Origin of the sequence: Nocardiopsis oceanisediminis, assembly GCF_048595525.1 — a bacterium.
Classification (GTDB): domain Bacteria; phylum Actinomycetota; class Actinomycetes; order Streptosporangiales; family Streptosporangiaceae; genus Nocardiopsis_A; species Nocardiopsis_A oceanisediminis.
In genome coordinates, this window is sequence record NZ_JAFMZJ010000001.1 from 1,761,847 (window position 1) to 1,784,005 (window position 22,159).

The 22,159-nt window shown below is 77.9% G+C and carries 12 protein-coding genes; 6 read left to right on the forward strand and 6 right to left on the reverse strand.

Features of this window, described 5'->3' with window-relative positions; genetic code table 11:
• Positions 1-147 precede the first annotated feature (147 nt).
• Both J0910_RS07965 and J0910_RS07970 read left to right on the forward strand, forming a co-directional pair.
• Positions 148-3,429, forward strand: coding sequence for an ATP-dependent helicase (locus J0910_RS07965; RefSeq protein WP_420157881.1), 3,282 nt, complete (start codon positions 148-150; stop codon positions 3,427-3,429).
• A 460-nt stretch (positions 3,430-3,889) separates the two neighbouring features.
• Positions 3,890-7,258, forward strand: coding sequence for a UvrD-helicase domain-containing protein (locus J0910_RS07970; RefSeq protein WP_420161918.1), 3,369 nt, complete (start codon positions 3,890-3,892; stop codon positions 7,256-7,258).
• A gap of 553 nt (positions 7,259-7,811) precedes the next feature.
• Here the strand turns inward: J0910_RS07970 and J0910_RS07975 are convergent.
• The 4 genes from J0910_RS07975 to J0910_RS07990 form a co-directional block, all read right to left on the reverse strand.
• Positions 7,812-9,065 (reverse strand): acyltransferase family protein, encoded by a 1,254-nt coding sequence (locus tag J0910_RS07975; protein ID WP_420157882.1) that lies wholly within the window; start codon positions 9,063-9,065, stop codon positions 7,812-7,814.
• A 501-nt stretch (positions 9,066-9,566) separates the two neighbouring features.
• Complete coding sequence (locus J0910_RS07980; protein WP_420157883.1) at positions 9,567-10,421, reverse strand: alpha/beta hydrolase; 855 nt, start codon at positions 10,419-10,421, stop codon at positions 9,567-9,569.
• A 737-nt stretch (positions 10,422-11,158) separates the two neighbouring features.
• Complete coding sequence (locus tag J0910_RS07985; RefSeq protein ID WP_420157884.1) at positions 11,159-11,836, reverse strand: response regulator; 678 nt, start codon at positions 11,834-11,836, stop codon at positions 11,159-11,161.
• A gap of 193 nt (positions 11,837-12,029) precedes the next feature.
• The gene (locus tag J0910_RS07990) at positions 12,030-14,387 is read right to left on the reverse strand and encodes an ATP-binding protein (protein WP_420157885.1); all 2,358 of its coding nucleotides are present in this window, start codon (positions 14,385-14,387) and stop codon (positions 12,030-12,032) included.
• Between the two features lie 649 nt (positions 14,388-15,036).
• Here J0910_RS07990 and J0910_RS07995 point away from each other — a divergent pair.
• Together J0910_RS07995 and nudC are read left to right on the forward strand one after the other, a co-directional pair.
• Positions 15,037-16,413, forward strand: a complete 1,377-nt coding sequence (locus J0910_RS07995; protein ID WP_420157886.1) for a dipeptidase — start codon at positions 15,037-15,039, stop codon at positions 16,411-16,413.
• A gap of 58 nt (positions 16,414-16,471) precedes the next feature.
• Positions 16,472-17,452, forward strand: coding sequence for an NAD(+) diphosphatase (nudC, locus tag J0910_RS08000; RefSeq protein ID WP_420157887.1), 981 nt, complete (start codon positions 16,472-16,474; stop codon positions 17,450-17,452).
• Between the two features lie 195 nt (positions 17,453-17,647).
• Here nudC and J0910_RS08005 read toward each other — a convergent pair whose 3' ends face one another.
• Complete coding sequence (locus J0910_RS08005) at positions 17,648-18,142, reverse strand: ANTAR domain-containing protein (protein WP_420157888.1); 495 nt, start codon at positions 18,140-18,142, stop codon at positions 17,648-17,650.
• An 89-nt stretch (positions 18,143-18,231) separates the two neighbouring features.
• Positions 18,232-18,492, reverse strand: coding sequence for a mycoredoxin (locus J0910_RS08010; protein ID WP_420157889.1), 261 nt, complete (start codon positions 18,490-18,492; stop codon positions 18,232-18,234).
• Between the two features lie 366 nt (positions 18,493-18,858).
• Between J0910_RS08010 and J0910_RS08015 the strand changes: the two genes are divergently transcribed.
• Both J0910_RS08015 and tesB read left to right on the forward strand, forming a co-directional pair.
• On the forward strand, positions 18,859-21,048 hold the full coding sequence (locus J0910_RS08015; RefSeq protein ID WP_420157890.1) for an ATP-dependent DNA helicase UvrD2: 2,190 nt from the start codon (positions 18,859-18,861) through the stop codon (positions 21,046-21,048).
• Positions 21,038-21,985, forward strand: a complete 948-nt coding sequence (gene tesB / locus J0910_RS08020) for an acyl-CoA thioesterase II (RefSeq protein WP_420157891.1) — start codon at positions 21,038-21,040, stop codon at positions 21,983-21,985. The genes J0910_RS08015 and tesB overlap by 11 nt, the downstream gene beginning before the upstream one ends.
• The last annotated feature ends 174 nt before the right edge of the window (positions 21,986-22,159 follow it).

The following is a 22,159-nucleotide window of genomic DNA, read 5'->3' on the forward strand; positions in this document are numbered from 1 at the left end:
CGGGTGACCGCGGCCGCGCGCCCGGTGGCCGGACCCGCTCACCGAGCGGGGCCGGCCGGTCGCCCAGCGGGAACCGTGTGAAGATCACGTACAAATGTTCGATCCGAATGGCGGCGATCCCCGTGGGGATGTGGTGAACTTGGCGGGGTGAACCCATCCCCGTACCGGCTCGTCAGGCGTGCGCGCCGCGCCGCACCGCCGCCGGTGCTCGACGGCGCCCAGCGCCGGGTGGTGGCGCACAAGGGCGGGCCGCTGCTGGTCCTGGCCGGCCCCGGCACCGGCAAGACCACCACGATCGTCGAGGCCGTCGTCGACCGGATCGAGAACCGCGGCGCGGACCCCCGCTCCGTCCTGGTGCTGACCTTCAGCCGCAAGGCCGCCGAGGAGCTGCGGCACCGCATCACCTCGCGGCTGCGCCGGACCACCCGCGAACCGCTCGCGCTCACCTTCCACAGCTACGCCTACGCGCTGATCCGCCGCGAGTTCCAGCGCCTCGGCGACCTGCCGCCCCGGCTGCTCTCCGGGCCCGAGCAGCTGATGGAGGTGCGCGAGCTGCTCGCCGGAGAGCTGGAGGACGGCGCGCAGGGGTGGCCGGAGCGGCTCCGCCCGGCCCTGGCCACCCGCGGCTTCGCCGAGGAGCTGCGCGACTTCCTGATGCGCGCCCAGGAGCGCGGCCTGGGCTCCGCCGACCTGGAGCGGATGGGCCTCGAGCGGGGCCGGGACGACTGGGCGGCCGCCGGCGGCTTCCTGGACCGCTACACCGGCCGGTTCGACGTCGCCCCGGTGCCCACGCTCGACTACGCCGAACTGGTCCGGGTCGCCGCGAACCTGCTCTCCGACCCCGGTGTGCTGGCCCGGGAGCGGGCCGCCCGGGAGGCCGTGTTCGTCGACGAGTACCAGGACACCGACCCCGCGCAGGAGGAGCTGCTGCGCGCGCTGGCCGGCGACGGCCGCGACCTGGTCGCCGTCGGCGACCCCGACCAGTCCATCTACGGCTTCCGCGGCGCCGACGTGCGCGGCATCCTCGACTTCCCGCGGCGCTTCCCGGACGCGGCCGGGGAGCCGGCGCCGGTGGTCGCGCTGCGCACCTGCCGGCGCAGCGGCCCGGCGCTGCTGCGCGCCTCGCGCGGGGTGGCCCGGCGGCTGCCCGCGGCGCCCTCGCCGGACGGCGGCCCGGTCAACGCCCACCGCGAACTGGCCCCGGCGCCGGACCTGCCGGAGGGCGAGGTGCGGGTGCTCGCCATGGAGAGCCCCACCCAGGAGGCCGCGGTCATCGCCGACGTGCTGCGCCGCGCCCACCTGATGGACGGCCTGCCCTGGTCCCGGATGGCGGTGCTGGTCCGCTCGGCCACCCGCCAGGTCCCGGTGCTGCGCCGGGCGCTGCTGGCGGCCGGGGTACCGGTCGCCGTGGCCGGCGACGAGCTGCCGCTGGCCGCCGAGCCGGTGGTCCGCCCGCTGCTGCTGCTCCTGCGCTGCGGGCTGCACCCGGGCCCGCTCGACCCCGACACCGCGCACGAGCTGCTCGTCTCCCCGTTCGGCGAGGCCGACACGGTCCGGCTGCGCCGGCTCGGCAGGGCGCTGCGCCGGCTGGAGCTGGACGCCTTCGCCGCGGACGGCGGCACGGAGGCCGGTGCGGACGGCGGCGCGGAGGACGGCTCCGGGGGCGGCGCGGGGGAGGGCGCCGAGCCGGGTGCGGAGAGCGGCGCGGACGAGGAGCCCGGGAACGGCGGGCGGCGCCGCCCGCGCTCCTCGGCGGTGCTCATCGCCGACGCGCTGCGCGACCCGCGCGAACTCACCCTGGTGGACCCGGCCGTGGCCGAACCGGCCCGGCGGGTGGCCCGGCTGCTCGCCACCGTCACCGACACCGCCGCCCGCGGCGGCAGCGCCGAGGAGGTGCTCTGGGAGGTGTGGAAGGCCGCCGGCCTGGGCGACCGGCTGCTCCGCGCCAGCCAGGCCGGCGGCAGGCGCGGCGCCGCCGCCGACCGGGACCTGGACGCGGTGGTGGCGCTCTTCGAGAACGCCGCCCGCTACTGCGACCGGCTGCCCCCCGGGACCCCCGAGGGGTTCCTGGAGGACCTGGAGGCCCAGGAGATCCCCGGAGACACCCTCGCCGAGCACGCCCCCGAGGGGGAGGCCGTGCGGATCCTCACCGCGCACCGCTCCAAGGGGCTGGAGTGGGACCTGGCGGTGGTCGCCGGGGTGCAGGAGGGGGACTGGCCCGACCTGCGGCTGCGCGGCTCGCTGCTCGGTGTGGAGGAGCTGGTCGACACCGCCTCGGGGTTCGCCCCGGAGGCCTCCGCCGCGGGGGCGGCCGTCGCCTCCAAGCTCCTCGACGAGGAGCGGCGGCTGTTCTACGTGGCGGTGACCCGGGCCCGCCGCCGGCTCGTCGTCACCGCCGTGGGCGGGGAGGAGACCGAGGAGCGCCCGTCGCGCTTCCTGGCCGAGCTGGGCCTGGGCGAACCGGAGCGGATCGGTACCGGGCGGCGCTGGCTGTCCCTGCCGGCGCTCGTCGCCGACCTGCGCTCGGTGGCGACCGACCCCGGCCGGCCCGACCCGCTGCGCCGCGCCGCCGCCGCGCACCTGGCCCGGCTGGCCCGAGAGGGCGAGCGCGGCGCCGACCCCGCCGAGTGGCACGCGCTGACGCCGATCTCCGACGACCGGCCGCTGGCCGAGGAGGGCGAGGGCATCCGGGTGTCGCCCTCCCAGGTGGAGACGTTCAGCACCTGCCGGCTGCGCTGGCTGCTGGAGAAGGGCGCGGGCGCCTCCGGCACGGAGACCGCCTCCGCGCTCGGCAGCATCGTGCACGCGGTCGCGGTGCTGGTCGCCGAGGGCGTCACCAAGGAGGAGATCGACCACCGGCTGGACGAGATCTGGTCGGAGATGGACTTCGGCGGCCCCTGGTACGCCGGCCGCCAGCGGGAGAAGACCGACGAGATGGTGCGCAAGCTCATCGCCTGGCACCGCGCCGACCCGCGCGAACTCGTCGTCACCGAGGAGGGGTTCAAGGTCGACGTGGGCGGGGTGGAGATCACCGGCCGGGTGGACCGCCTGGAGCGGGACGAGCAGGGGCGCGGTTTCATCGTCGACATCAAGACCGGTGGCAGCATGCCGGGCAAGGACGAGCTGGGCCGCCTCCCGCAGCTGGGCGTCTACCAGCTCGCGGTGCTCAAGGGCGCCTTCGCCGGCCTCGGGCTCACCGAGCCGGGCGGGGCCTCGCTGGTCCAGGTCGGCGGCTCGCTGAAGAACCCCAAGGAGCAGGAGCAGGGGCCGCTCGGCGGCGACCCGGACCCGGAGTGGGCCGGCCGGCTCGTCCTGGAGACCGCCGAGGGCATGTCCGGCGCCCGGTTCTCCGCCACCCGCAACGACCGCTGCGGCCGCTGCCCGGTCCGCTCCAGCTGCCCCGCCCACGACGAGGGGAGGCGGCTGTGACCGGCCCCGGCGACCGGCGGAGGCGCCCTCCGGAGACCGCCCGCCCGAGCGGAGCGCCGGAGAGGGGAGGGCGGCGGGCGCGGCGGAGCACCCCGCCCTCCGCCCCCCGGCACCGGGCCGGTCCCCGTCCGGCGGACCGCCCCGGGGGCGCGGCCCCGGGAACGGCACCGCCCGCACGGCCGCCCGGCGCCGCCCCCGCAGGGCCGGCCGGTCCCGCCGGGGCCCCGCCGCGCGGCGGGCCGCTCCTCCGCGGTCCGGACCGGGCCGGGAGGCGCGGTGCGGCCGGACCGGGGGAGCGCCCGGATCCCCGGCGGGCGCCGGGCGAACGGCCCGGAGAGCGGGGAGCGGGCGGTGCGGAGGAGCGAAGAAGAAGGAGGAGCAGGTGACCGATCGGGCCGCGTGGGGGACCGAGGGCGGGGCGCGCCCCCGGCGGGTGCTCACGCCCGCCGAGATCGCCCGGATGCTGGGCCGCCCGGAGCCCACCCCCGAGCAGGCGCGGGTGATCGCGGCGCCGCTGGGGCCCTCGGTGGTCGTGGCGGGCGCCGGGTCGGGCAAGAGCGAGACCATGGCCGGCCGGGTGGTGTGGCTGGTCGCCAACGGCTTCGTCCGCCCCGAGCAGGTGCTCGGCCTGACCTTCACCCGCAAGGCCGTCGCGGAGCTCGGCGAGCGGGTGCGCACCCGGCTGGGCCAGCTGCGCGGCACCGAGCAGGTCCCCGCCGAGGTCCTCGACGGCGAGCCGGAGGTCTCCACCTACAACTCCTACGCCGCGCGGCTGGTCGGCGACCACGCCCTGCGCGAGGCGATCGAGCCGGGCACCCGGCTGCTCAGCCAGGGGCAGTCCTGGCAGCTCGCCGCGCACATCGTGGAGACCTACGACGGCCCGATGGACGCGGTCGACCTCGGCCCGCAGACCGTGGTCGAGCGGGTCCTGGCGCTCGCCGGCGACCTCTCGGACCACCTGCGCACCCCCGAGGACGTGCGCGGCGTCGGCCGCTGGATCGACGACCGCGCCGCCGCCCTGCCCGCCAAGCGGAAGACCAAGGACACCACCGGGCGGCTGGTCGGCGCGCAGCGCATGCGCGAGCAGCTGCTGCCGCTGGTGGAGCGGTACATCGCGGCCAAGGCCGCGCGCGAGGTGATGGACTTCGGCGACCAGGTGGCGCTGGCCGCGCGGATCGCCTCCCGCCACCCCGAGGTCGGCATGACCGAGCGCAGCCGCTACCGGGCGGTCCTGCTCGACGAGTACCAGGACACCAGCCACGCCCAGCTCACCCTGCTGCGCGAGCTGTTCGGCGGCGGCCACCCGGTCACCGCGGTCGGCGACCCCTGCCAGTCGATCTACGGCTGGCGCGGCGCCAGCGCCGGCGGCCTCACCGCCTTCCCCACCGACTTCCCCGAGGCCCCCGGCCGGCCCGCGCCGCTGCACGCGCTCTCCACCAGCTTCCGCAACGGCGAGCGGATCCTGGACGTCGCCACCCGGATCTCCGAACCGCTGCGCACCGGCGGGGACGGGGACCGGGAGCCGGCCGGCGGCCGGGCCGAGGTGCCGGTGCTGCACCCGGGGCCGGACCGGCGCGGGCGCGGCGCGGTCGGCTGCGCGCTGCTGAGCACCGAGACCGAAGAGGCCGAGTGGATCGCCCGCACCGTGCACGCCGCCCTGGACCAGCGCGAGGACCTCGCCCCCGACGGCCTGGTCCGCCCCGCCGGGGAGGATGGCCCGCTCACCCCGGGCGGGGTGGCGGTGCTCTGCCGCAAGCGCGCCCAGTTCTCCGCGATGCGCGAGGCGCTGGAGGCGCGCGGCATCCCGGTCGAGGTGGTCGGCATCGGCGGCCTGATGACCGTGCCCGAGGTGCGCGACGTCATCGCCGCGCTGCGCGTGGTGCACGACCCGGCGGCCGGCAACGAGCTGGCCCGGCTGCTCACCGGGCCGCGGCTCCGGCTCGGCCCGCGCGACCTGGTGGCGCTCGGCGAGCGCGCCTCCGAACTGGTCCGCGAGTCCCGCCGCGACCTGGTCGGCCAGGGCGCCGAAGCGGCCGAGGGCGCCGCGGATCCCGGTGCGGACGGCGCCCCCGGCGACAGCGAGGACCTGCTGCGCAGCACCGTGCTCGACCTGACCGCGGAGAGCGGCAGCCTGGTCGACGCCCTGGACGACCTGGGGCCCGCCGAGCGGTACTCCGGGGCGGGCTACGAGCGGCTGGCGATGCTCGCCGCCGACCTGCGCGGCCTGCGCAAGCTCGCCGGCCAGCCGCTGCCCGACCTGATCGCCGAGACCGAGCGGGTGCTGGGGCTCGACATCGAGGTGGCCGCCCGGCCCGGCCGCGACCCGCTCGCCGCCCGCGCCGACCTGGACGCCTTCACCGACGCCGCGGTCCGCTTCGCCGGCAGCACCGACGACCCCACCCTGGCGGCGTTCCTCACCTACCTGCGCTCGGCCGAGGACGCCGAGCGCGGGCTCGCCCCCGGCGAGCGGGTCGGCTCCACCGACACGGTCAAGCTGATGACCGTGCACGCCGCCAAGGGCCTGGAGTGGCCGCTGGTGGTGGTCCCGGGGCTGTCCGGGGACGGCGGGCGCTCCTCGGTCTTCCCGACCAGCCCGCGGGACGCCGGGTCGTGGGTGCGCCACGCCCACCAGCTGCCGTTCCCGCTCCGCGGCGACGCCGCCGGCCTGCCCCGGCTGGACGACGTCGACAAGGACGGGGTCAAGGACTTCCTCGCCGCGGACAAGGCCCGGCACCTGATGGAGGAGCGGCGGCTCGCCTACGTCGCCGTCACCCGGGCCTCCTACGCGCTGCTCTGCACCGGGCACTGGTGGGGCAGGGACAGCGCCACCCGGCGCGGCCCCTCCCCGTTCCTGGAGGAGGTGCGCGAGGCCTGCGAGGCCGGAGGCGGCCGGGTGGCGGTCTGGGCGCCGCCGCCCGGCGAGGGCGAGGAGAACCCGCAGACCTCCGGGGAGGAGCCGGTCGACTGGCCGCTGCCGCCGGAGGAGGAGACCGGGGCGGCGGCCGAGCGGCACCGGGAGATCGCCGCCGGCGCGGCCCTGGTCGAGCAGGCCCGCGAGGACGGCGGGCGCTGGCTGGAGACCCTGGAGCGGGCGTCGGTGCCGGCGTCGATGCGCCGCCGGCTGGACGGCTGGGCGCGCGACGTCGAGCTGCTGCTCGCGCACCGGGACGCCGCCGGTGAGCGCTCCGGCGGTCCGGCCGAGGTGGAGCTGCCCGAGCACCTGACGGTCTCCTCCCTGGTCACCCTGGCCCGCGACCCGGCCGCCCTGGCGCAGCGGATCCGCCGCCCGATGCCGCGCCCGCCCGCGCCGCACACCCGGCGGGGCACCGCGTTCCACGGCTGGCTGGAGCGCAGGCACGGCCAGGAGAGCCTGCTCGGCCCGGATGAGCTGCCGGGCGCCGCGGACGACGGCGCCGGCGGCGACGAGGACCTGGACGAGCTGCGTCGGCTCTTCGAGGCGAGCGAGTGGGGGCCGCGCGTCCCGCTGGACGTGGAGGTGCCGTTCGAGACGGTCATCGGCGACCGGCTGGTGCGCGGCCGGATGGACGCGGTCTTCCACGACCCGGCCGCGGACCGCTACGACGTGGTGGACTGGAAGACCGGCCGCCCGCCGCGCGGCGCCCGGGAGCGCGACGCGGTGGCGGTGCAGCTCGCCGCGTACCGCGTCGCCTGGGCCGACCTCACCGGGGTGCCCCTCGACCGGGTCGGCGCCGCCTTCCACTACGTCCGCGCCGACATCACCGTCCGCCCCGCCGACCTCCTGGACGAGGCGGGCCTGGCGGCCCTCCTGGACCGCGTCCCCGAACCGGAGCGCCCCGGAGGGCGGTGACCCGGCCGGGACTCCGCCCCTCCGCCCCGCGCCCGCGGCCCCGGCCCGGGAACCCCTGCTCGCGGGTCGGGGCCGGCCGGGCGGGGCGGTGCGGCCCGTACCCGCCCGCCCCCGCGGTACCGGCCGGGACATCCCGCCTCCCCGGGCCGGTCGCGCCGCTCGGGGCGCGGGCGCCCGCCCGGCGGTACGCGGCCGCCGTGCGGGGGGAGGAGAGGGCGGAGACCGCTCCCCCCCGCCGCCTGCCGTCCCTGGGCGTCCCGGCGGATCGGCCCGCCGCGGCCGGCGAGCGCGGCCCTGTCCGGGGCGGCGGGCCCCGGAGCCGGGAGCCGGATCCCCTCCCGCGCACCGCCGCCCCGCCCGCTCCGGGGCCCGATCCGATGCGAGAGCGGCCGCCCGCCCGGCCCGCCTCCGGCGGCGCGGCGCCGCCGACGAGCGGGTGCCGCGCCGGACCCGCCCCCGATCGGCCACCGGGCGGCGGTCGCGCACCCGGAAGCGGCCTCCGGGACCGTCCGGCCCCGCCCCGGGCGGGCGGAGCCGGTGTCCGGGAGGCGGATCAGAGCAGCACCGCGGCGGTGCCGACGCAGGCCGCGGCGGCCAGGACGGCGGCGATGCGCGCCGGGAGGGCGGCCGGAAGGCCGGTCCAGGGCGGTTCGAAGCGGCGGAGCGCCGCGCACAGCGCCGCCAGTACCGCGGCGAGCACCGGGAGCCAGAGCAGCCGGGCGCCGAGCCAGGCCGCGCCGTCCGGGGCCGAGGTCAGGCCGGGCAGCGGCACCGGGAGCGCGGAGGCGGGCAGCGCCACCGCGAGCAGGGCGGTCTGGTGCCAGCAGAACACGGTGAGCGCGTTCAGGTTGGGCCAGACCGCGCACGCCCAGGCGACGGGGCGGTGGAGCAGCCGCTCCAGCGGGCCGGCCAGCAGCACGGCGGCCCCGGCCTGCACCGCGCCCAGCGCCGGCACGAACAGCGAGGGCGGGTTGGAGTTGCTCCGCTCCATCCCCGGCACCCCCACCGCGCTCACCGGGTACCCGAGCCGGGTGACCAGCACCGCGAGCAGCACCGCGCCGCCGGCCAGCAGGGCGGCGGCGAGCGGCCGCCGCAGCCGCCCCCGCGCCCAGGAGATCCCCAGCAGGTAGCCGAAGAACCAGGCGGGCAGCAGGTTGGCGAACCCGGCCCACTCGGGCACCTGCCCGCCCCACGGGCCGAAGCGCAGCAGGTCCACCCCGGCGGTGAGCAGCAGGGCCGCCAGGGCGGCGGCGGGGCCCGCCCGCCGCTCCGCGGCCAGCAGCCAGGGGGAGAGCGCGGTCGCGGCCGCGTACACGCCGATGAACCAGAGCGGCTGCAGCACGAGCAGCAGCGCGCTGCGCACGCTCGCCTCGGGCACCCCGGCGGCGAGCAGGGCCGGGGCGGCGGCGCCCCACACCGCGGCCAGGGCCAGCACCGGGCGGCCCAGGCGGAGCAGCCGGGCGCGCAGCCACGCCCGGTCGCCGTCGCCCCGGGCCCGGGAGCGCTCCAGGCCGCGGGCGGATACGTACCCGCCGACCAGGAAGAACAGGGTCAGCGCCTGGAACAGCCAGGTCGCGGCGGCGAGTTCGGGCAGCGCCCGCAGCGGGCTGGAGACGCGCAGCCCGCCGTCGCCCCACAGCACGGTGGCCGTCACCAGCCAGTGCCCGAGCACCACCCCGCAGATCGCCGCCGCCCGCAGCCCGTCGACGGCCCGCTCGCGCTCGGGCGGGGTCGCCGCGTCCAGCAGCCGCGCGGCCACACCGATCAGCCCCAGGCCCCCGGTCCCCTTCGCGGGCACGACGGTCACCCCGACCACCCCCGCGGCGCCGCCCCCGCGCGCCGGGACGGCCGGCGGAACGCCGTCTCCCGGGCCTCGGGGGCGCTCCCCGTCGGCCCGGTGCGGCGGGCACCAGCGGCGGTGGTGTGCCCACTGCAGGTCAGAACGGCGATAGGAGGTTCTGCCGGGTGCACGGGGAGGCGCTCCCGGCGCTCCCCCGGACGCCGATTCGCCGGGCCCCGGAGCCCGTGGGACGGTCCCGCCGGGCGGTGCGCCCGTCCCTCCTCGCGCGAGGGCGGCGCCGCTCGGTGGTCCGCCGCTCCGCGCCGGCCGCCGGCGGGCGGAGGGCTTCCGTCGAGGGAGGCGGCGGAGGGGCGGGCGGGGGCCTCCTCCCGCGGGGTGCGGTGGTGTGCGGAGAGGCGAGCGTGCCGTACCGGGGCGGCAGGGGGCGGGGCGGTCGCCGCCGGGGCGGGGTGCCGTCCGGGGGACGAGGCGGGTCGGAACATGGGTCGGCCTTTCAGGTCCGGCCGCTCAGGAGGCCGGGGCCGCGGCAGGGCGCGCCGGGGCGCCGTGCACGGCGATGTCGGCGAGGGCGGACAGGGACGCGCTGCCCTCCTCGTAGTACTGTTCATGCCCGCTGATCCGGTCGTCGGTGAAGACGGCCGCGCCGAAGCCGTCGGACACCGGGTCGGTGCCCAGGCCGAAGCCGCCCAGGCGCAGGCCGGGAACGAAGCGGATCCAGTCGTCGCCGGCCCGGGTGGCCCAGACCCGCGCGTCGACCTCCGAGGCGGAATCGACGCCCATCCCCGGTGCGCCCAGCGCGACGACGTCGTCGGCGACCCCGGGGCGCCGTGCGGCCAGGCCGCACACCGCCGCCCCGTAGCTGTGGCAGGCGAAGGTGGTGTGTGCGCCGCCGGGCAGCGCGTCGCGGGTGAGCCGGGCCAGCTCGTCGGCGCCCTCGTGCGCGGAGTCCAGCCGGTAGGCGGCGGCGTTCAGGCCCTGCGGCGGCCGGTAGCCCAGCCAGACGACGACGGCGACCCGGTCGGAGCGCTCGCGCATCTCCGCGTAGAGCGCCTCCCCGTTGTGCACCGGCACGGTTCCGGCGTCCCGGTCGCTGATACGGAAGTTCCCCCGGTTCTGCCCGGTTCCGGGAACGACCACGGCGACGTCCTCGGCGCCGTCCAGGTCGCCGATGACCTCGACGATCCGCCCGGTCCCCGGGTCGTCGGCGAGCAGCGTCCGACCGGAGCCGGCCTCCCGGACCGGCGCGTAGCGCAGCGGTTCGGCGGCCTCCCGGGCCTCGGCCGCGGGCGACCACCACCCGGCGGCGAGTCCGGCGGCGGCGACGGTCAGGGCGAGGAGCAGGACGAGGGCGCGTTCGAGCATGCTCCGAGAAGCTACGGAGCCCGCTCGTACCCGGTCGTCACCCCGGAAGGTGAACCCGGACGTGCCTCTGCGGGGGGACTCCGGCGCGCCAGGGGTGCGGCTCCCCGGGCGCCCGCCCTCGGCCCGGAGACCGGGCGGGGCGGTGCCGCGCGCCCCCGGAGGGGCGTCCGCGAAGGGCGGGGCGGAGGGGCGGGGAGAGGGCGGCCGTTCCACCGGCCCGGCGCGGTACCGCCGTACATGCCGCCGTCACCGCCGCCGGTGCGGGCCCGTCCGCCCGGGCGGGTGTCCGGGGCCGTTCGAGCCGTGCGGTTCCCACTCCGCCCGGGCACCTTCACCCGGTGCCTCACTCGCTCCGGGGACCGGCACACGGCGGCGGCGCAGAGGGCCGGGGTGCGGCCTCGGAGGCCGTGTTCGCTCGGGTGGCCGAGGAACCGCGGATCACCGCCCGGTGTCTCGCCCGACCCGGGATCTCTGCAGGCCGGCCGGGCGGTTCGAGGGGGACGGGACGGCAGAGCGGAGACCTCCGCCGGGGCGCTCCGCCGGAGGGGCGGGGCACCTCTGCCCCGCCTTCCCGAAATCGACCGGTCGGCCTGCGGAGGCGCCGGACCGGCCGACGGGGCCGGGGGGAACCGCGCGGTCGGAGTGGGAGCCGCGCGGGCCGGAGGAGGCCGGGCGGCCCACGCTCGGCGCCGGGCGCTCCCGGGACGCGGTCGCGGCCGGGAGGGCGCCGGTCCGGGTCAGACGACGCCGTTCTCGTAGGCGAAGACCACGGCCTGGGTGCGGTCGCGCAGGTCGAGTTTCATCAGGATCCGGCCGACGTGGGTCTTGACCGTCTGCTCCGAGACGACCAGCTCCCCGGCGATCTCGGCGTTGGACAGGCCGCGGGCCACCAGCCGCAGCACGTCGGCCTCGCGCGGGGTGAGGTCGGCGTAGGCCTCGGGGCGGGCGTGCACCCGGTCGCGGCGGCGGGCCGCGATGTCGGCGATGAGCCGCTTGGTGACCGAGGGGGCGAGCAGCGCGTCGCCCCGGGCCACGGTGCGGACCGCGGCGCGCAGGTCGTCGACCGGGGCGTCCTTGAGCAGGAACCCGCTGGCCCCGGCGCCCAGCGCCTCGTAGACGTACTCGTCCAGGTCGAAGGTGGTCAGCACGAGGACCCGGGGGCCGTCGGCGCCGTCCCCGGCCGGGGCCCCGCCGGCGGGCGCGGTGATCTCCCGGGTCGCCTCCAGGCCGTCCATGACCGGCATCCGGACGTCCATCACGACGACGTCAGGGCGGTGCTCGGCGGTGAGCCGCACCGCCTCGCTCCCGTCCCGGGCCTGCGCGACGACGTCGATGTCCTCCGCGGCCCCGAGGAGCGTGGCGATGCCGTCGCGCACCATGGCCTGGTCGTCGGCGACTATCACGGTGATCGGCACCAGGCCACCCTACTGCCCGGAACCGGCCTGTCGCAGGGCCTCCCGCCCGGCCCGGGGGCCGCCGACCGCGGGCCGGGCGGCGCCGCGCACCGCCCGGTGGGGCGTCCTGCGCGGGCCGGCGGAGCAGCGCGGGAGGTCCGCCCTTCCGGCCGGGGAGGGGCCTGCCCGCCGATGTGGCCGGGTCGGCCCGGGGTCACCCCGCCGGTCCCGGTCCCCGGTCGGTGAGCGGGAGGAGCGCGCGGACCCGGAAGCCGCCCCCGGGCCGGGGGCCGGCCTCCAGGGTTCCGCCCAGGACCGCCGCGCGCTCCCGCATGCCGATCAGGCCGTGCCCGTCCGGGCGGCCGTCCTCCTCGGCGCGCGGCGAGGGCCCGGAGTCCGGGGCCGGGCCGTTGGAGACGCACACCTCCAGCGCACCGCCCTCCGGGGCGAGCCGGACCCGGACCGGGGCGCCGTGGGCGTGCCGGGCGGCGTTGCTCAGTGCCTCCTGCACGATCCGGTAGGCCGACCGCCCCACCGCGTCCGGCGCCGCCGCCTCCGCGGACCGGTCCTCCAGGTCCACCCGCATGCCCGCCTGCCGGGCGCCGTCCACCAGGTCGGCCAGGCGCTCCAGCCCCGGCTGCGGGGCGCGCTCGGCCTCCTCGCCCTGCTCGCGCAGGAGCCCCACCACCCGGCGCATCTCGGACAGCGCGCCGCGGGCCGCGTCCCGGACGGCGTCGAACGTCTCCACGGCCCCCGGCGGGAGGTCCGGGTACTTGTAGGGCGCCGCCTCCGCCTGGATCGCGATCATCGACATGTGGTGCGAGACCACGTCGTGCAGTTCGCGGGCGATCCGGGAGCGCTCCTCGGCCGCGGCCTTGCGCTCCTGGTCGCGGCGGCGCAGCTCGCTCTCCCGGGCCAGCTCGCGCTGGGCCGAGCGGCGGCCGCGCACGCTGGCGCCGAGCACGGTGACGCCCACCGCGACCGCGGAGATCCACAGCGGCTGGCCGAACGGGGTGGCGGCCACCGCCGGTGCGGGGGCGAAGCAGAGGGCCACGGTGATCGCGGCCGCGCCGCCCGCCACTCGGCCCGGGTGCGCGGCCGCCACCGCGTACAGCAGCACCGCCATCACGAGGAGGCCCGCCGCGGGCCACGGCCACAGGTCGTTGGGGGCCGACCCGTCCGAGCCGACCAGGAGCACGGTCAGGGCGAGCCCGCCGGCCGCGATCCGCCAGCCCAGCAGCGGGGCGACCGGGACCAGCAGCAGCGGCAGGGCGCAGAGCGCGCCCAGCACCGCGGCGAGCGGCGCCCCCAGCCCGTGGAAGCCGTACAGCTGCCCGCCGGCGCCCAGCGCGGCGAGCCCGGAGACCACCGCCAGCAGCGCCCAGGCGGTCCACTCCCGCCCGGTCACCCGCGGGTCCGGGTCCTCCTCCAGGGTGCGCGGCGGCGGGTCGCCCTCCGAGGGCAGCAGCAGCCACAGCACCGGGTAGGCCGGCAGCACCGTCCCGGGCAGCAGCAGGACGGCGGCCAGCCGCAGCCCGACCCGGAGCCGCCGGGAATCGCCGGCCAGGGCGGCGCAGACCCCGCCGAGCAGCCGGGTCCGGCGCGGCCTGCGCAGGCCGCGCAGGAGCCGGACGGGGCCGCCGGGCCGGGCCGTCCGCTCCCGCCAGGCGGCGTCGACCACGCCGTCCACCGGGGACAGCGGCGATCCGTGCGGCCGCGCCCGCGGGGGCCGGCCCGGCAGCTGCAGACCGCGCCCCTCCTCCTCGCGCCGGGTGCGCAGGTTGTCCCCGGCGAACAGCGCGGCCAGCGCCAGGGCCAGCGTCAGCAGCACCCAGTTCGTGTAGGGGAAGGCCGTGGCCAGGATGAGCAGCCCGGAGGTCACCGCCCCGACCCCGGCCGTCACCGGCACCCGGTACTGGCTCGCCACCACGAACAGCACCACGAGGTAGCCGGGCATCGCGGTGCCCAGCACGACGGTGTCGTTGGGGCCGTCGCCGCTCGGTACCAGCGAGGCCGCCACCACCGCCGCGGTCATCAGCCGCCAGGCCAGCAGCGGGGAGCTCGCCAGCAGGAGCAGCGGCAGCCCCACGGAGGCGCCGAGCGGGATCGCCGCGGCGGGAGGGAGCCCGTCCGGCGGAGGGAACCCGTGCACCAGGACGGACCCCGAGGCGGACAGCTCGGTGGCGGCGTCCGCCCCGGTGAGCAGGGCGGCGGCGGAGAGGACCAGCATCCGGCCGGCGGCGGCCCGCCCGGTCGCCGAGGGGCGGCCCGCGGCGTGCACCGCCCACAGCACCGGGTAGAGCAGCAGCGGGAGGACGGTGAGCGCGGCCAGTACGCGCACCCGCCCCACCGGCCGCCCGGTGCGCGCGGCGGACTCGGCGAACACCCCGCCCAGCAGCGGCGGGGGGACCGGGCGCTCCGGCGGCGCGGGCAGCAGCCGGGGCAGCTCCGAGGGCGCCTGCCAGAGCAGGGCGTACAGCAGCCGCCCCGGCCGCGCGGTGCCCCCGCCGCGCGGCTCGGCCTCCTGCGGTCCCGCCCCGCCGCCCGCCGGACCGGGTGTCTCCGTGGCCATGGCCCTCCCGTGCTGCCGCCGCTCCCCCGACGGACCCCAACCGTATTGGCCGGTCGACCGCCCGGCCATCCCGCCGCGGAGGGACCCGCCCTACGACCGGGGAGTGACCCGGAAGGCCCCGGCCTGCGCCCCCGCGAGCCTCCGCGATCGGGCGTCCCGCCCCGGCCCGGCGCCGTGCCCGCTCCGCCTCCCAGGACACCGCCGGGCCGCCCGGCCGGTGGAGGCGCCTCCCCGGTTCGAAGCGGCGGAAAGGGGCGGGAGCAGGTCGTCCGGGGCGGTCTCGCCCTCGGTGCGGGGTTGTCGAGAAGGAAGGCCGAGGACGCGGGGTGGGCGTGCCCTCCCTGCCGGGCCGTCCGGCCGGCTCGCGGGGATGCCGCTCCGAGTGAGGCGCGGCCCTGCCCGGAGTACGCGGTGGTCCGCATGCCTTGCGGGAGCCGTTCGGAGCGGCGGGAGGAGGTGCGGTGGGGGCCGGGACCGGAGGCGGGGTGCGGGAGCGCCGGGGGCCCGGCCCCGCCCCGCCCGCGGTCGGCGGGGAGGGCCGCCATGGGGACGTCCGACCACCGGGCATCCCGGTTCCCGGGGAGCATTAGGCTCGTTACCGGCCCACAAGGCCGGAGTCGGAAACGGAAGGGCAACGGTGCCGCCGCTCATGGACGTGCGTACCTACATCGAAGACCACCGGGACGAGTTCGTCGCCGAGCTGAAGGAATGGCTGGCGATCCCGTCGGTCTCGGCCGACCCGGAGCGCCACCCCGACGTGCGCCGCTCCGCCGAGTGGCTGGCGGGCCGCCTCTCCGCGGCGGGCTTCCCCGCCGTCGAGGTGTGGGAGACCGGCGGGATGCCGGCGGTCTTCGCCGAGTGGCCCGCGCGGGATCCGCAGGCGCCCACCGTCCTCGTCTACGGCCACCACGACGTGCAGCCGGCCGACCCGGTCGAGGAATGGGAGACCGACCCGTTCGACCCGGTCGAGCGCGGCGACCGGCTGGTCGGCCGGGGCGCCTCCGACGACAAGGGGCAGGTCCTCTTCCACCTGCTGGGGGTCCGCGCCGGCCTGGCCGCCTCCGGCGCCGACGCCCCGCCGGTCACCCTGAAGCTGCTGGTGGAGGGGGAGGAGGAGTCCGGGTCGCCGAACTTCGCCGAGCTGCTGAAGAACCGCCGCGACCGGCTCGACTGCGACGTCGCCGTCATCTCCGACACCACCATGTGGTCCGCGGACACCCCGTCGATGTGCGTCGGCATGCGCGGCCTCACCGACTGCCGGATCGACCTGTACGCCCTCGACCGCGACCTGCACAGCGGCTCCTTCGGCGGCGCCGTGCCCAACCCGGCCGCCGCGATGGCCCGGCTGCTCGCCGGACTGCACGCCGACGACGGCCGCATCGCCGTGCCGGGCTTCTACGACGACGTGCTGGAGATCGGCGAGGAGGAGCGCGCGCTGCTCGCCCGGCTCCCGTTCGACGAGGCGGAGTGGCTGCGCGCCGCCGGCGCCGCCGCCGCGGCGGGCGAGGCCGGCCGCAGCACCCTGGAGCGGATCTGGGTGCGCCCCACCGCCGAGGTGAACGGGATGTGGAGCGGGCACACCGGCGCCGGGAGCAAGACCATCGTGCCCAAGTCCGCGCACGCCAAGGTCAGCTTCCGGCTGGTGCCCGACCAGGACCCGCTGCGCATCCAGGAGGCGGTCCGGGCCTACGTGCACTCCGCCGCCCCCGAGGGCGTCCGCGCCGAAGTGGAGTTCGCCGGCCCCGGCGTCCGCCCGTGCGCCTCCGACCTCTCCTCGCCCGCGGTGCGCGCGGCCCGGGACGCCATGCGGCGCGCCTTCGGCACCGACGTGCTCTACACCCGGGAGGGCGGCAGCGGCCCCGAGGCCGACCTGGCCGAGGCGCTCGGCGCCCCGCTCGTCTTCGTCGCCGTCGGCCTCGACGACGACCGCATCCACGCCCCCAACGAGAAGGTGGAGGTGCCGCTGCTGCTGAAGGGCGCGGAGAGCATCGCCTACCTCTGGGAGTCCCTGGCCGAGCAGGCCTGACCCGGCCGGGCGGGCCAGCGTCCGCCCGGCACGTCCCATCCGGCACGAGGAAGGCGCGATGACCCCGAACGAACCGACGCCCCTGCTCTCCCGCAGCGCGGTCGACATGGCGGGACACCGGCGGACGGACCGGGAGTGGCTGGAGAAGGCCTGGGCCGACCCCCGCACCCGGGTGCTGGTCCTGGAGGGCGGCGACCCCACCGCCTACGGCTGGAAGGGCCTGCTGGCGCGGCAGTCGCGGGCACTGGTCGCCGAGGACGGCGGCGCGGTGCGGCTGGTCTTCACCGCGCCCGCCGAGGCGCCGCCCGGGGAGCGCTACCTGCTCGGCGCCGACGACGGCGGCCGGGCCTACTTCGCGGTCCGCGCCGACGCGGACCAGGAGCCGTTCCGCGACGCCGAGCAGGCCGGCCGCGGCCGGGCGGCGTCGCTGCGCGAGGTCGGGCCGCTGCTCGGCGCCCGCGACTCCGGGCTGCTGGTGCACGCCGTCGCGGTGGCCAACTGGAACGCCTCGCACGCCTTCTGCCCCGGATGCGGCTCGCCCACCCGGGCGGAGTCCGCCGGGCACGTCCGGATCTGCGAGCGGGAGGGCACCGAGCAGTTCCCGCGGATGGACCCGGCCGTCATCATGCTGGTGCACCGCGGCTCCGGGGCGGACGAGCAGTGCCTGCTCGGGCACAGCCCGGCCTGGCCGGAGAACCGCTACTCGGTGCTGGCGGGCTTCGTCGAACCGGGCGAGTCGCTGGAGAGCGCGGTGGTCCGCGAGGTCGCGGAGGAGGCCGGCGTCGCCGTGGCCGACCCCCGCTACCTGTCCTCCCAGCCCTGGCCGTTCCCGCGCAGCCTGATGCTGGGCTTCACCGCGAACGCCGTCGGCGAGGCCGAGCGCACCGACACCGAGGAACTCGCCGACCTGCGCTGGTTCACCCGCGAGGAGCTGCGCGCCGCGACCGGCTCGGGCGAGGTGCTGCTCCCGGGGCGGCTCTCCATCGCCCGGCTGCTCATCGAGCACTGGTACGGCGGCGAACTTCCCGGCGACTGGTGACCCGGGGGCCCTGCTCCGCGGCGGCTCCGGGGAAGGCCGGCCGGCCTCCCCCGGCCGGAGGGGCGGCCCGCGCAGGCGCCGCCCCGTCCCGCCGGAGGCATGCGGCGACCGGGGCGCGGCCGCGCGGAGTACCCCGACTCCCGTGCCGGTCCGAGCCCGGTCCGCCCGCGCGCGGCCGGCGGGGTCCCCGCCGGTTCAGCCGCGGGGGGAGGGGGCGCTCTGCGCCGCGGTGTTCTCCCCGGCGAGTTCGCCGGGGAGCGCGGTGAGCGGGTTGCTGCAGCTGGCGACGGTGTCGCGGGAGAGGTCGGCGACCTTGCGGCCGCGCGACCGGGCCGCCGTGCGCAGCAGCTCGAAGGCCTTGCGCGGGGCGATCCTGTGCCGCTCGGCGAGGACCCCGATGGCCTGCTCCACGACGACCCGCGTCTGCAGGGCGTGCTCCAGCTGCGCGACCGTGGCGCGCAGCCGCTCCACCTCGGAGGCGTCCTCCGGGGCGCGCGAAGGGGCCGGGCCCGGCGCGGGGACCCCGCCCTCCTCGGCCATCAGCAGGTCGGCGAGGACCATGGCGTTGAGCAGGTCCGGGAGCTCCTCGCCGCCGTGCACGCGCCACCCTCCGGGCGTGCGCATGATGCTGCCCGCGGCGGGTGCGCCGCCGTCGCCGTCTCGGATCGTGCTCTGTGGTGCCACGTGCATCCCCTACTTCTCCGTCGCCCCGCGCGCCCCCGGTGCGGGGCGCGGGCCGAGGTGCCGGCGCCGCCCGCGGGGTGCGGGCGGCGCGGCGCCTACGACAGCTCGGCGATCTTCTCCTTGACCTGCTTGAGCGACGGGTTGGTCAGTGCGGTCCCGTCGCCGAACAAAACCGTCGGGACCGTCTGGTTCCCGCCGTTGACCTTCATCACGTACTCGGCCGCCGCCGGGTCCTGCTCGATGTCGACCTCGTCGATCGCGATGCCCTCGCGCGAGAGCTGGCTCTTCAGCCGCTTGCAGAAGCCGCACCACGGGGTGCTGTACATCGTGATCGGGGCGGCGCTGGGGGTGGTCATCAGGTCTCGTCTCTCCTTGTCGTCCGGGCCGTCGCGAACGCCTCACGCCGCTCGCGTGCCATGAGAACACCGCCTAGTGACAACGCGCCGGACCGCTCCTAGCTTCCCCGGGGAGGCCTCCGTCACCTCGTGGGACGCCGCCGGATGCGACCTGGTTCCCGCCGTCCGGCCCGGTGCGGGCGGTGCGCGCGGCCGGTACCGGCCCCGGCCGGACGGGCCGCCGCCGTCCACAGGGCCGGTGCGAACACGCCGAACCCGGCGGTCCGGTCACCGATACTTGAGAGACTCGGTGTGCGGGCCGGTGCACGGTGTGGCCGGAGGCGGCCCCGGGCCGCAGCAGGACAGGATCGGAAACGGAGGACGTGCATGGACCCCGACCGCGTGCTGGAAGGGCTCGACCCGGAGCAGCTGGAGGCGGCGCGCGCGCTGCGGGGGCCGGTGTGCATCCTCGCGGGCGCCGGAACCGGCAAGACCCGGGCGATCACCCACCGCATCGCGCACGCGGTCGCCTCGGGGGTGGCGGCCGAGCAGCAGATCCTCGCGGTCACCTTCACCACCCGCGCGGCCGGCGAGATGCGCGGCCGGCTCCGCGCCCTGGGCGCCCCCCGGGTGCAGGCCCGCACCTTCCACGCGGCGGCCCTGCGCCAGCTCTCCTTCTTCTGGCCGCAGGCGGTCGGCGGCCCCCAGCCCACCCTGATCGACAGCAAGATCCAGGCCGTGGCGCGCTCCGCGCACGCCTGCGGGGTCGACGCCGACCGCACCGGGCTGCGCGACCTCGCCTCGGAGATCGAATGGGCCAAGGTCACCCAGGTCCGCCCGGCCGAGTACGAGAAGGCGGTGGCCAAGGCGGGCCGCACCCCGCCGATGCAGGCCGGCGACGTGGCCCGGGTCTTCGAGGGCTACGAGGAGATCCGCCGGGAGCGGAACCTGCTCGACTTCGAGTCGATGCTGGAGCTGACCGCCGCGATGCTGCTGGAGCGCCCGGAGATCGCCGAGCGGGTCCGCAGCCAGTACCGCTACTTCGTCGTCGACGAGTTCCAGGACGTCAACCCGCTGCAGAAGCTGCTGCTGGACGCCTGGCTCGGCGACCGGGACGACCTGTGCGTGGTCGGCGACCCCAGCCAGACCATCTACTCCTTCGCCGGCGCGACGCCCTCCTACCTCACCCGGTTCGCCGACGCCTACCCGCACGCCACCCTGGTCCGCCTGGTCCGGGACTACCGCTCCACCCCGCAGGTGGTGCGGGTCGCCAACGAGGTGCTCCGCCGCGCCCGGCCGGGGGCCGGGGGCGCCGAGGCCGGCCTGGAGCTGGTGGCGCAGCGGCCGGACGGCCCCGACCCGTCCTACACCGAGTACGACGACGAGCCCGCCGAGGCCACCTCGGTGGCCCGCCGGATCGCCGCGCTGGTCGAGACCGGCACCCCCGCCCGCGAGATCGCCGTGCTGTTCCGCACCAACTCCCAGTCGGCCGCCTACGAGCAGGCGCTGGCCGACGCCGGGATCGCGTTCACCGTCCGCGGCGCCACCCGGTTCTTCGAGCGCCCCGAGATCAAGCAGGCCGTGCACACGCTGCGCGGCGCCCGCCAGGGCGGCGGCTCCGACCCGATCACCGGCACGGTCCGGCACCTGCTCGCCCCCCTCGGGCTGACCGCGACCGCCCCGGAGGGGCGCCAGGCCCGGGAGCGCTGGGAGTCGCTGGCGGCACTGGCCCAGCTCGCCGACGACATCGCGGTCGAGCGGCACCGCGGCGAGTGCGGCCTGGACGGCGGCGGGGGCGCCGCGGAGCGGCCGCAGAACGCGCCGCTGGGCGCGAACTGCGCCTGCGGCCGCCCCTACACCGCCACCCTGGACGACTTCTCCGAGGAGCTGGACGCCCGGGTCGCCACCGAGCACGCGCCGGAGATGGAGGGCGTCACGCTCGCCTCGCTGCACGCGGCCAAGGGCCTGGAGTGGGACGCGGTCTTCCTGGTCGGCCTCACCGAGGGCATGATGCCGATCATCTACGCCGAGACCGACGAGCAGGTGGAGGAGGAGCGCCGGCTGTTCTACGTGGGCGTCACCCGGGCCCGCGAGTACCTGTCCGCCTCCTGGTCGCTGGCGCGCTCCCCGGGCGGCCGCAAGACCCGCAAGCCCACCCGGTTCCTGGACGGCCTGCGCCCGGCCTCCCCGTCGCTGGCGGCCGGCCGCCGGGACCGGTCCCGCGCGGCGAAGACGGTGCGCTGCCGGATCTGCGGGAACACTCTGACCGAGGCCGCCGAGCGGAAGCTGGCGCGCTGCCTGACCTGCCCGGCCGACTACGACGAGGAGCTGCTGGAGCGCCTCCGGGAGTGGCGCAAGGCCACCGCGGCCGCGCAGAAGGTGCCCGCCTACGTGGTGTTCACCGACGCCACCCTGCAGGCCGTCGCGGAGCACGTGCCGGGCAGCACCGCGCAGCTCTCCCGGATATCCGGTGTCGGCGCGGTGAAGCTGGAGCGCTACGGTGAGGCCGTGCTGGCCCTGTGCGCGGGGGAGGAGCCCCCCGCACCGGACGGAGTGGGGGAGCCGGATGACGAGTGACGACCGCCGGACCGCGACCGCGGCGCCCGAACCGCCCGCCGAGCCGGGCGGCGCGCCTCCGGCCGACCCGGCCCGCAGGCAGACGCTCGACGCCCTGCTCGACATCCTCGACCTGGAGCGGATCGAGGACGACATCTTCCGCGGCTCCAGCCCGGACGACGGCCCGCAGCGGGTCTTCGGCGGCCAGGTCGCCGGCCAGGCCCTGGTGGCGGCGGGGCGGACCGTGCCCGCCGAGCGCCGGGTGCACTCGCTGCACGCCTACTTCATCCGCCCCGGCGACCCCTCCGTGCCGATCGTTTACGAGGTGGACCGGGTCCGCGACGGCCGCTCCTTCACCACCCGCCGGGTGACCGCGGTCCAGCACGGCCGGGCGATCTTCACCCTGTCCGCCTCGTTCCACAAGGCCGAGCCCGGCCTGGAGCACCGGGTCTCCATGCCCGCCGTGCCCGGTCCGGAGGAGCTCGCGGGCATGCGGGAGCGGCTGCAGGCCGCCTTCGGCAAGGTGCCCCGGTTCGCCGGCTGGCACCCGATCGAGCTGCGCCCGGTGGGCCCGCTCTCCTTCGAGGTGGAGCGGGACCCGTCGCTGAGCACCACGGAGAACCTGGTCTGGCTCAAGGTCGACGGGGAGCTCCCGGACGACCCGCTGCTGCACGTCTGCCTGATGACCTACGCCTCCGACATGACCCTGCTGGACACCGTGCTGCTCCGGCACGGCCGCTCGTTCGCCGGGATCTCGATGGCCAGCCTGGACCACGCCATGTGGTTCCACCGGCCGTTCCGCGCCGACGAATGGCTGCTCTACGCCCAGGAGACGCCGAGCGCCTCGGGCGCCCGCGGGCTGGCCCGCGGCCTGGTGTACACCCGCGGCGGCGACCTGGTCTGCTCGGTGGTGCAGGAGGGGCTGATCCGGGTGGTCGGCGACCCCGCCGAGGGGTGACGCCGGCCGCACGGCCCCCGCTCCCCGACGTTCCCGGACCGCCCGCGGTTCCCGGAAACCCCGGCCGGGTCCGGACGAAAACGCAGGTCAAAAATAGGTTGCCGGTTTTCGGCGGACCACTCTACAGTTGACTTCGTCAGCGCCCGCGCAGGCAGGCGGCGAGAGCCGCAGGCC

Coding starts and splice junctions, on each gene's coding strand:
- J0910_RS08010 (WP_420157889.1), bottom strand. CDS start 18,492: ATGACCACCCCCAGCGCCGCCCCGATCACGATGTACAGCACCCCGTGG.
- J0910_RS07970 (WP_420161918.1), top strand. CDS start 3,890: ATGCTGGGCCGCCCGGAGCCCACCCCCGAGCAGGCGCGGGTGATCGCG.
- J0910_RS07990 (WP_420157885.1), bottom strand. CDS start 14,387: ATGGCCACGGAGACACCCGGTCCGGCGGGCGGCGGGGCGGGACCGCAG.
- nudC (WP_420157887.1), top strand. CDS start 16,472: ATGACCCCGAACGAACCGACGCCCCTGCTCTCCCGCAGCGCGGTCGAC.
- J0910_RS08005 (WP_420157888.1), bottom strand. CDS start 18,142: ATGCACGTGGCACCACAGAGCACGATCCGAGACGGCGACGGCGGCGCA.
- tesB (WP_420157891.1), top strand. CDS start 21,038: ATGACGAGTGACGACCGCCGGACCGCGACCGCGGCGCCCGAACCGCCC.
- J0910_RS07995 (WP_420157886.1), top strand. CDS start 15,037: ATGGACGTGCGTACCTACATCGAAGACCACCGGGACGAGTTCGTCGCC.
- J0910_RS08015 (WP_420157890.1), top strand. CDS start 18,859: ATGGACCCCGACCGCGTGCTGGAAGGGCTCGACCCGGAGCAGCTGGAG.
- J0910_RS07980 (WP_420157883.1), bottom strand. CDS start 10,421: ATGCTCGAACGCGCCCTCGTCCTGCTCCTCGCCCTGACCGTCGCCGCC.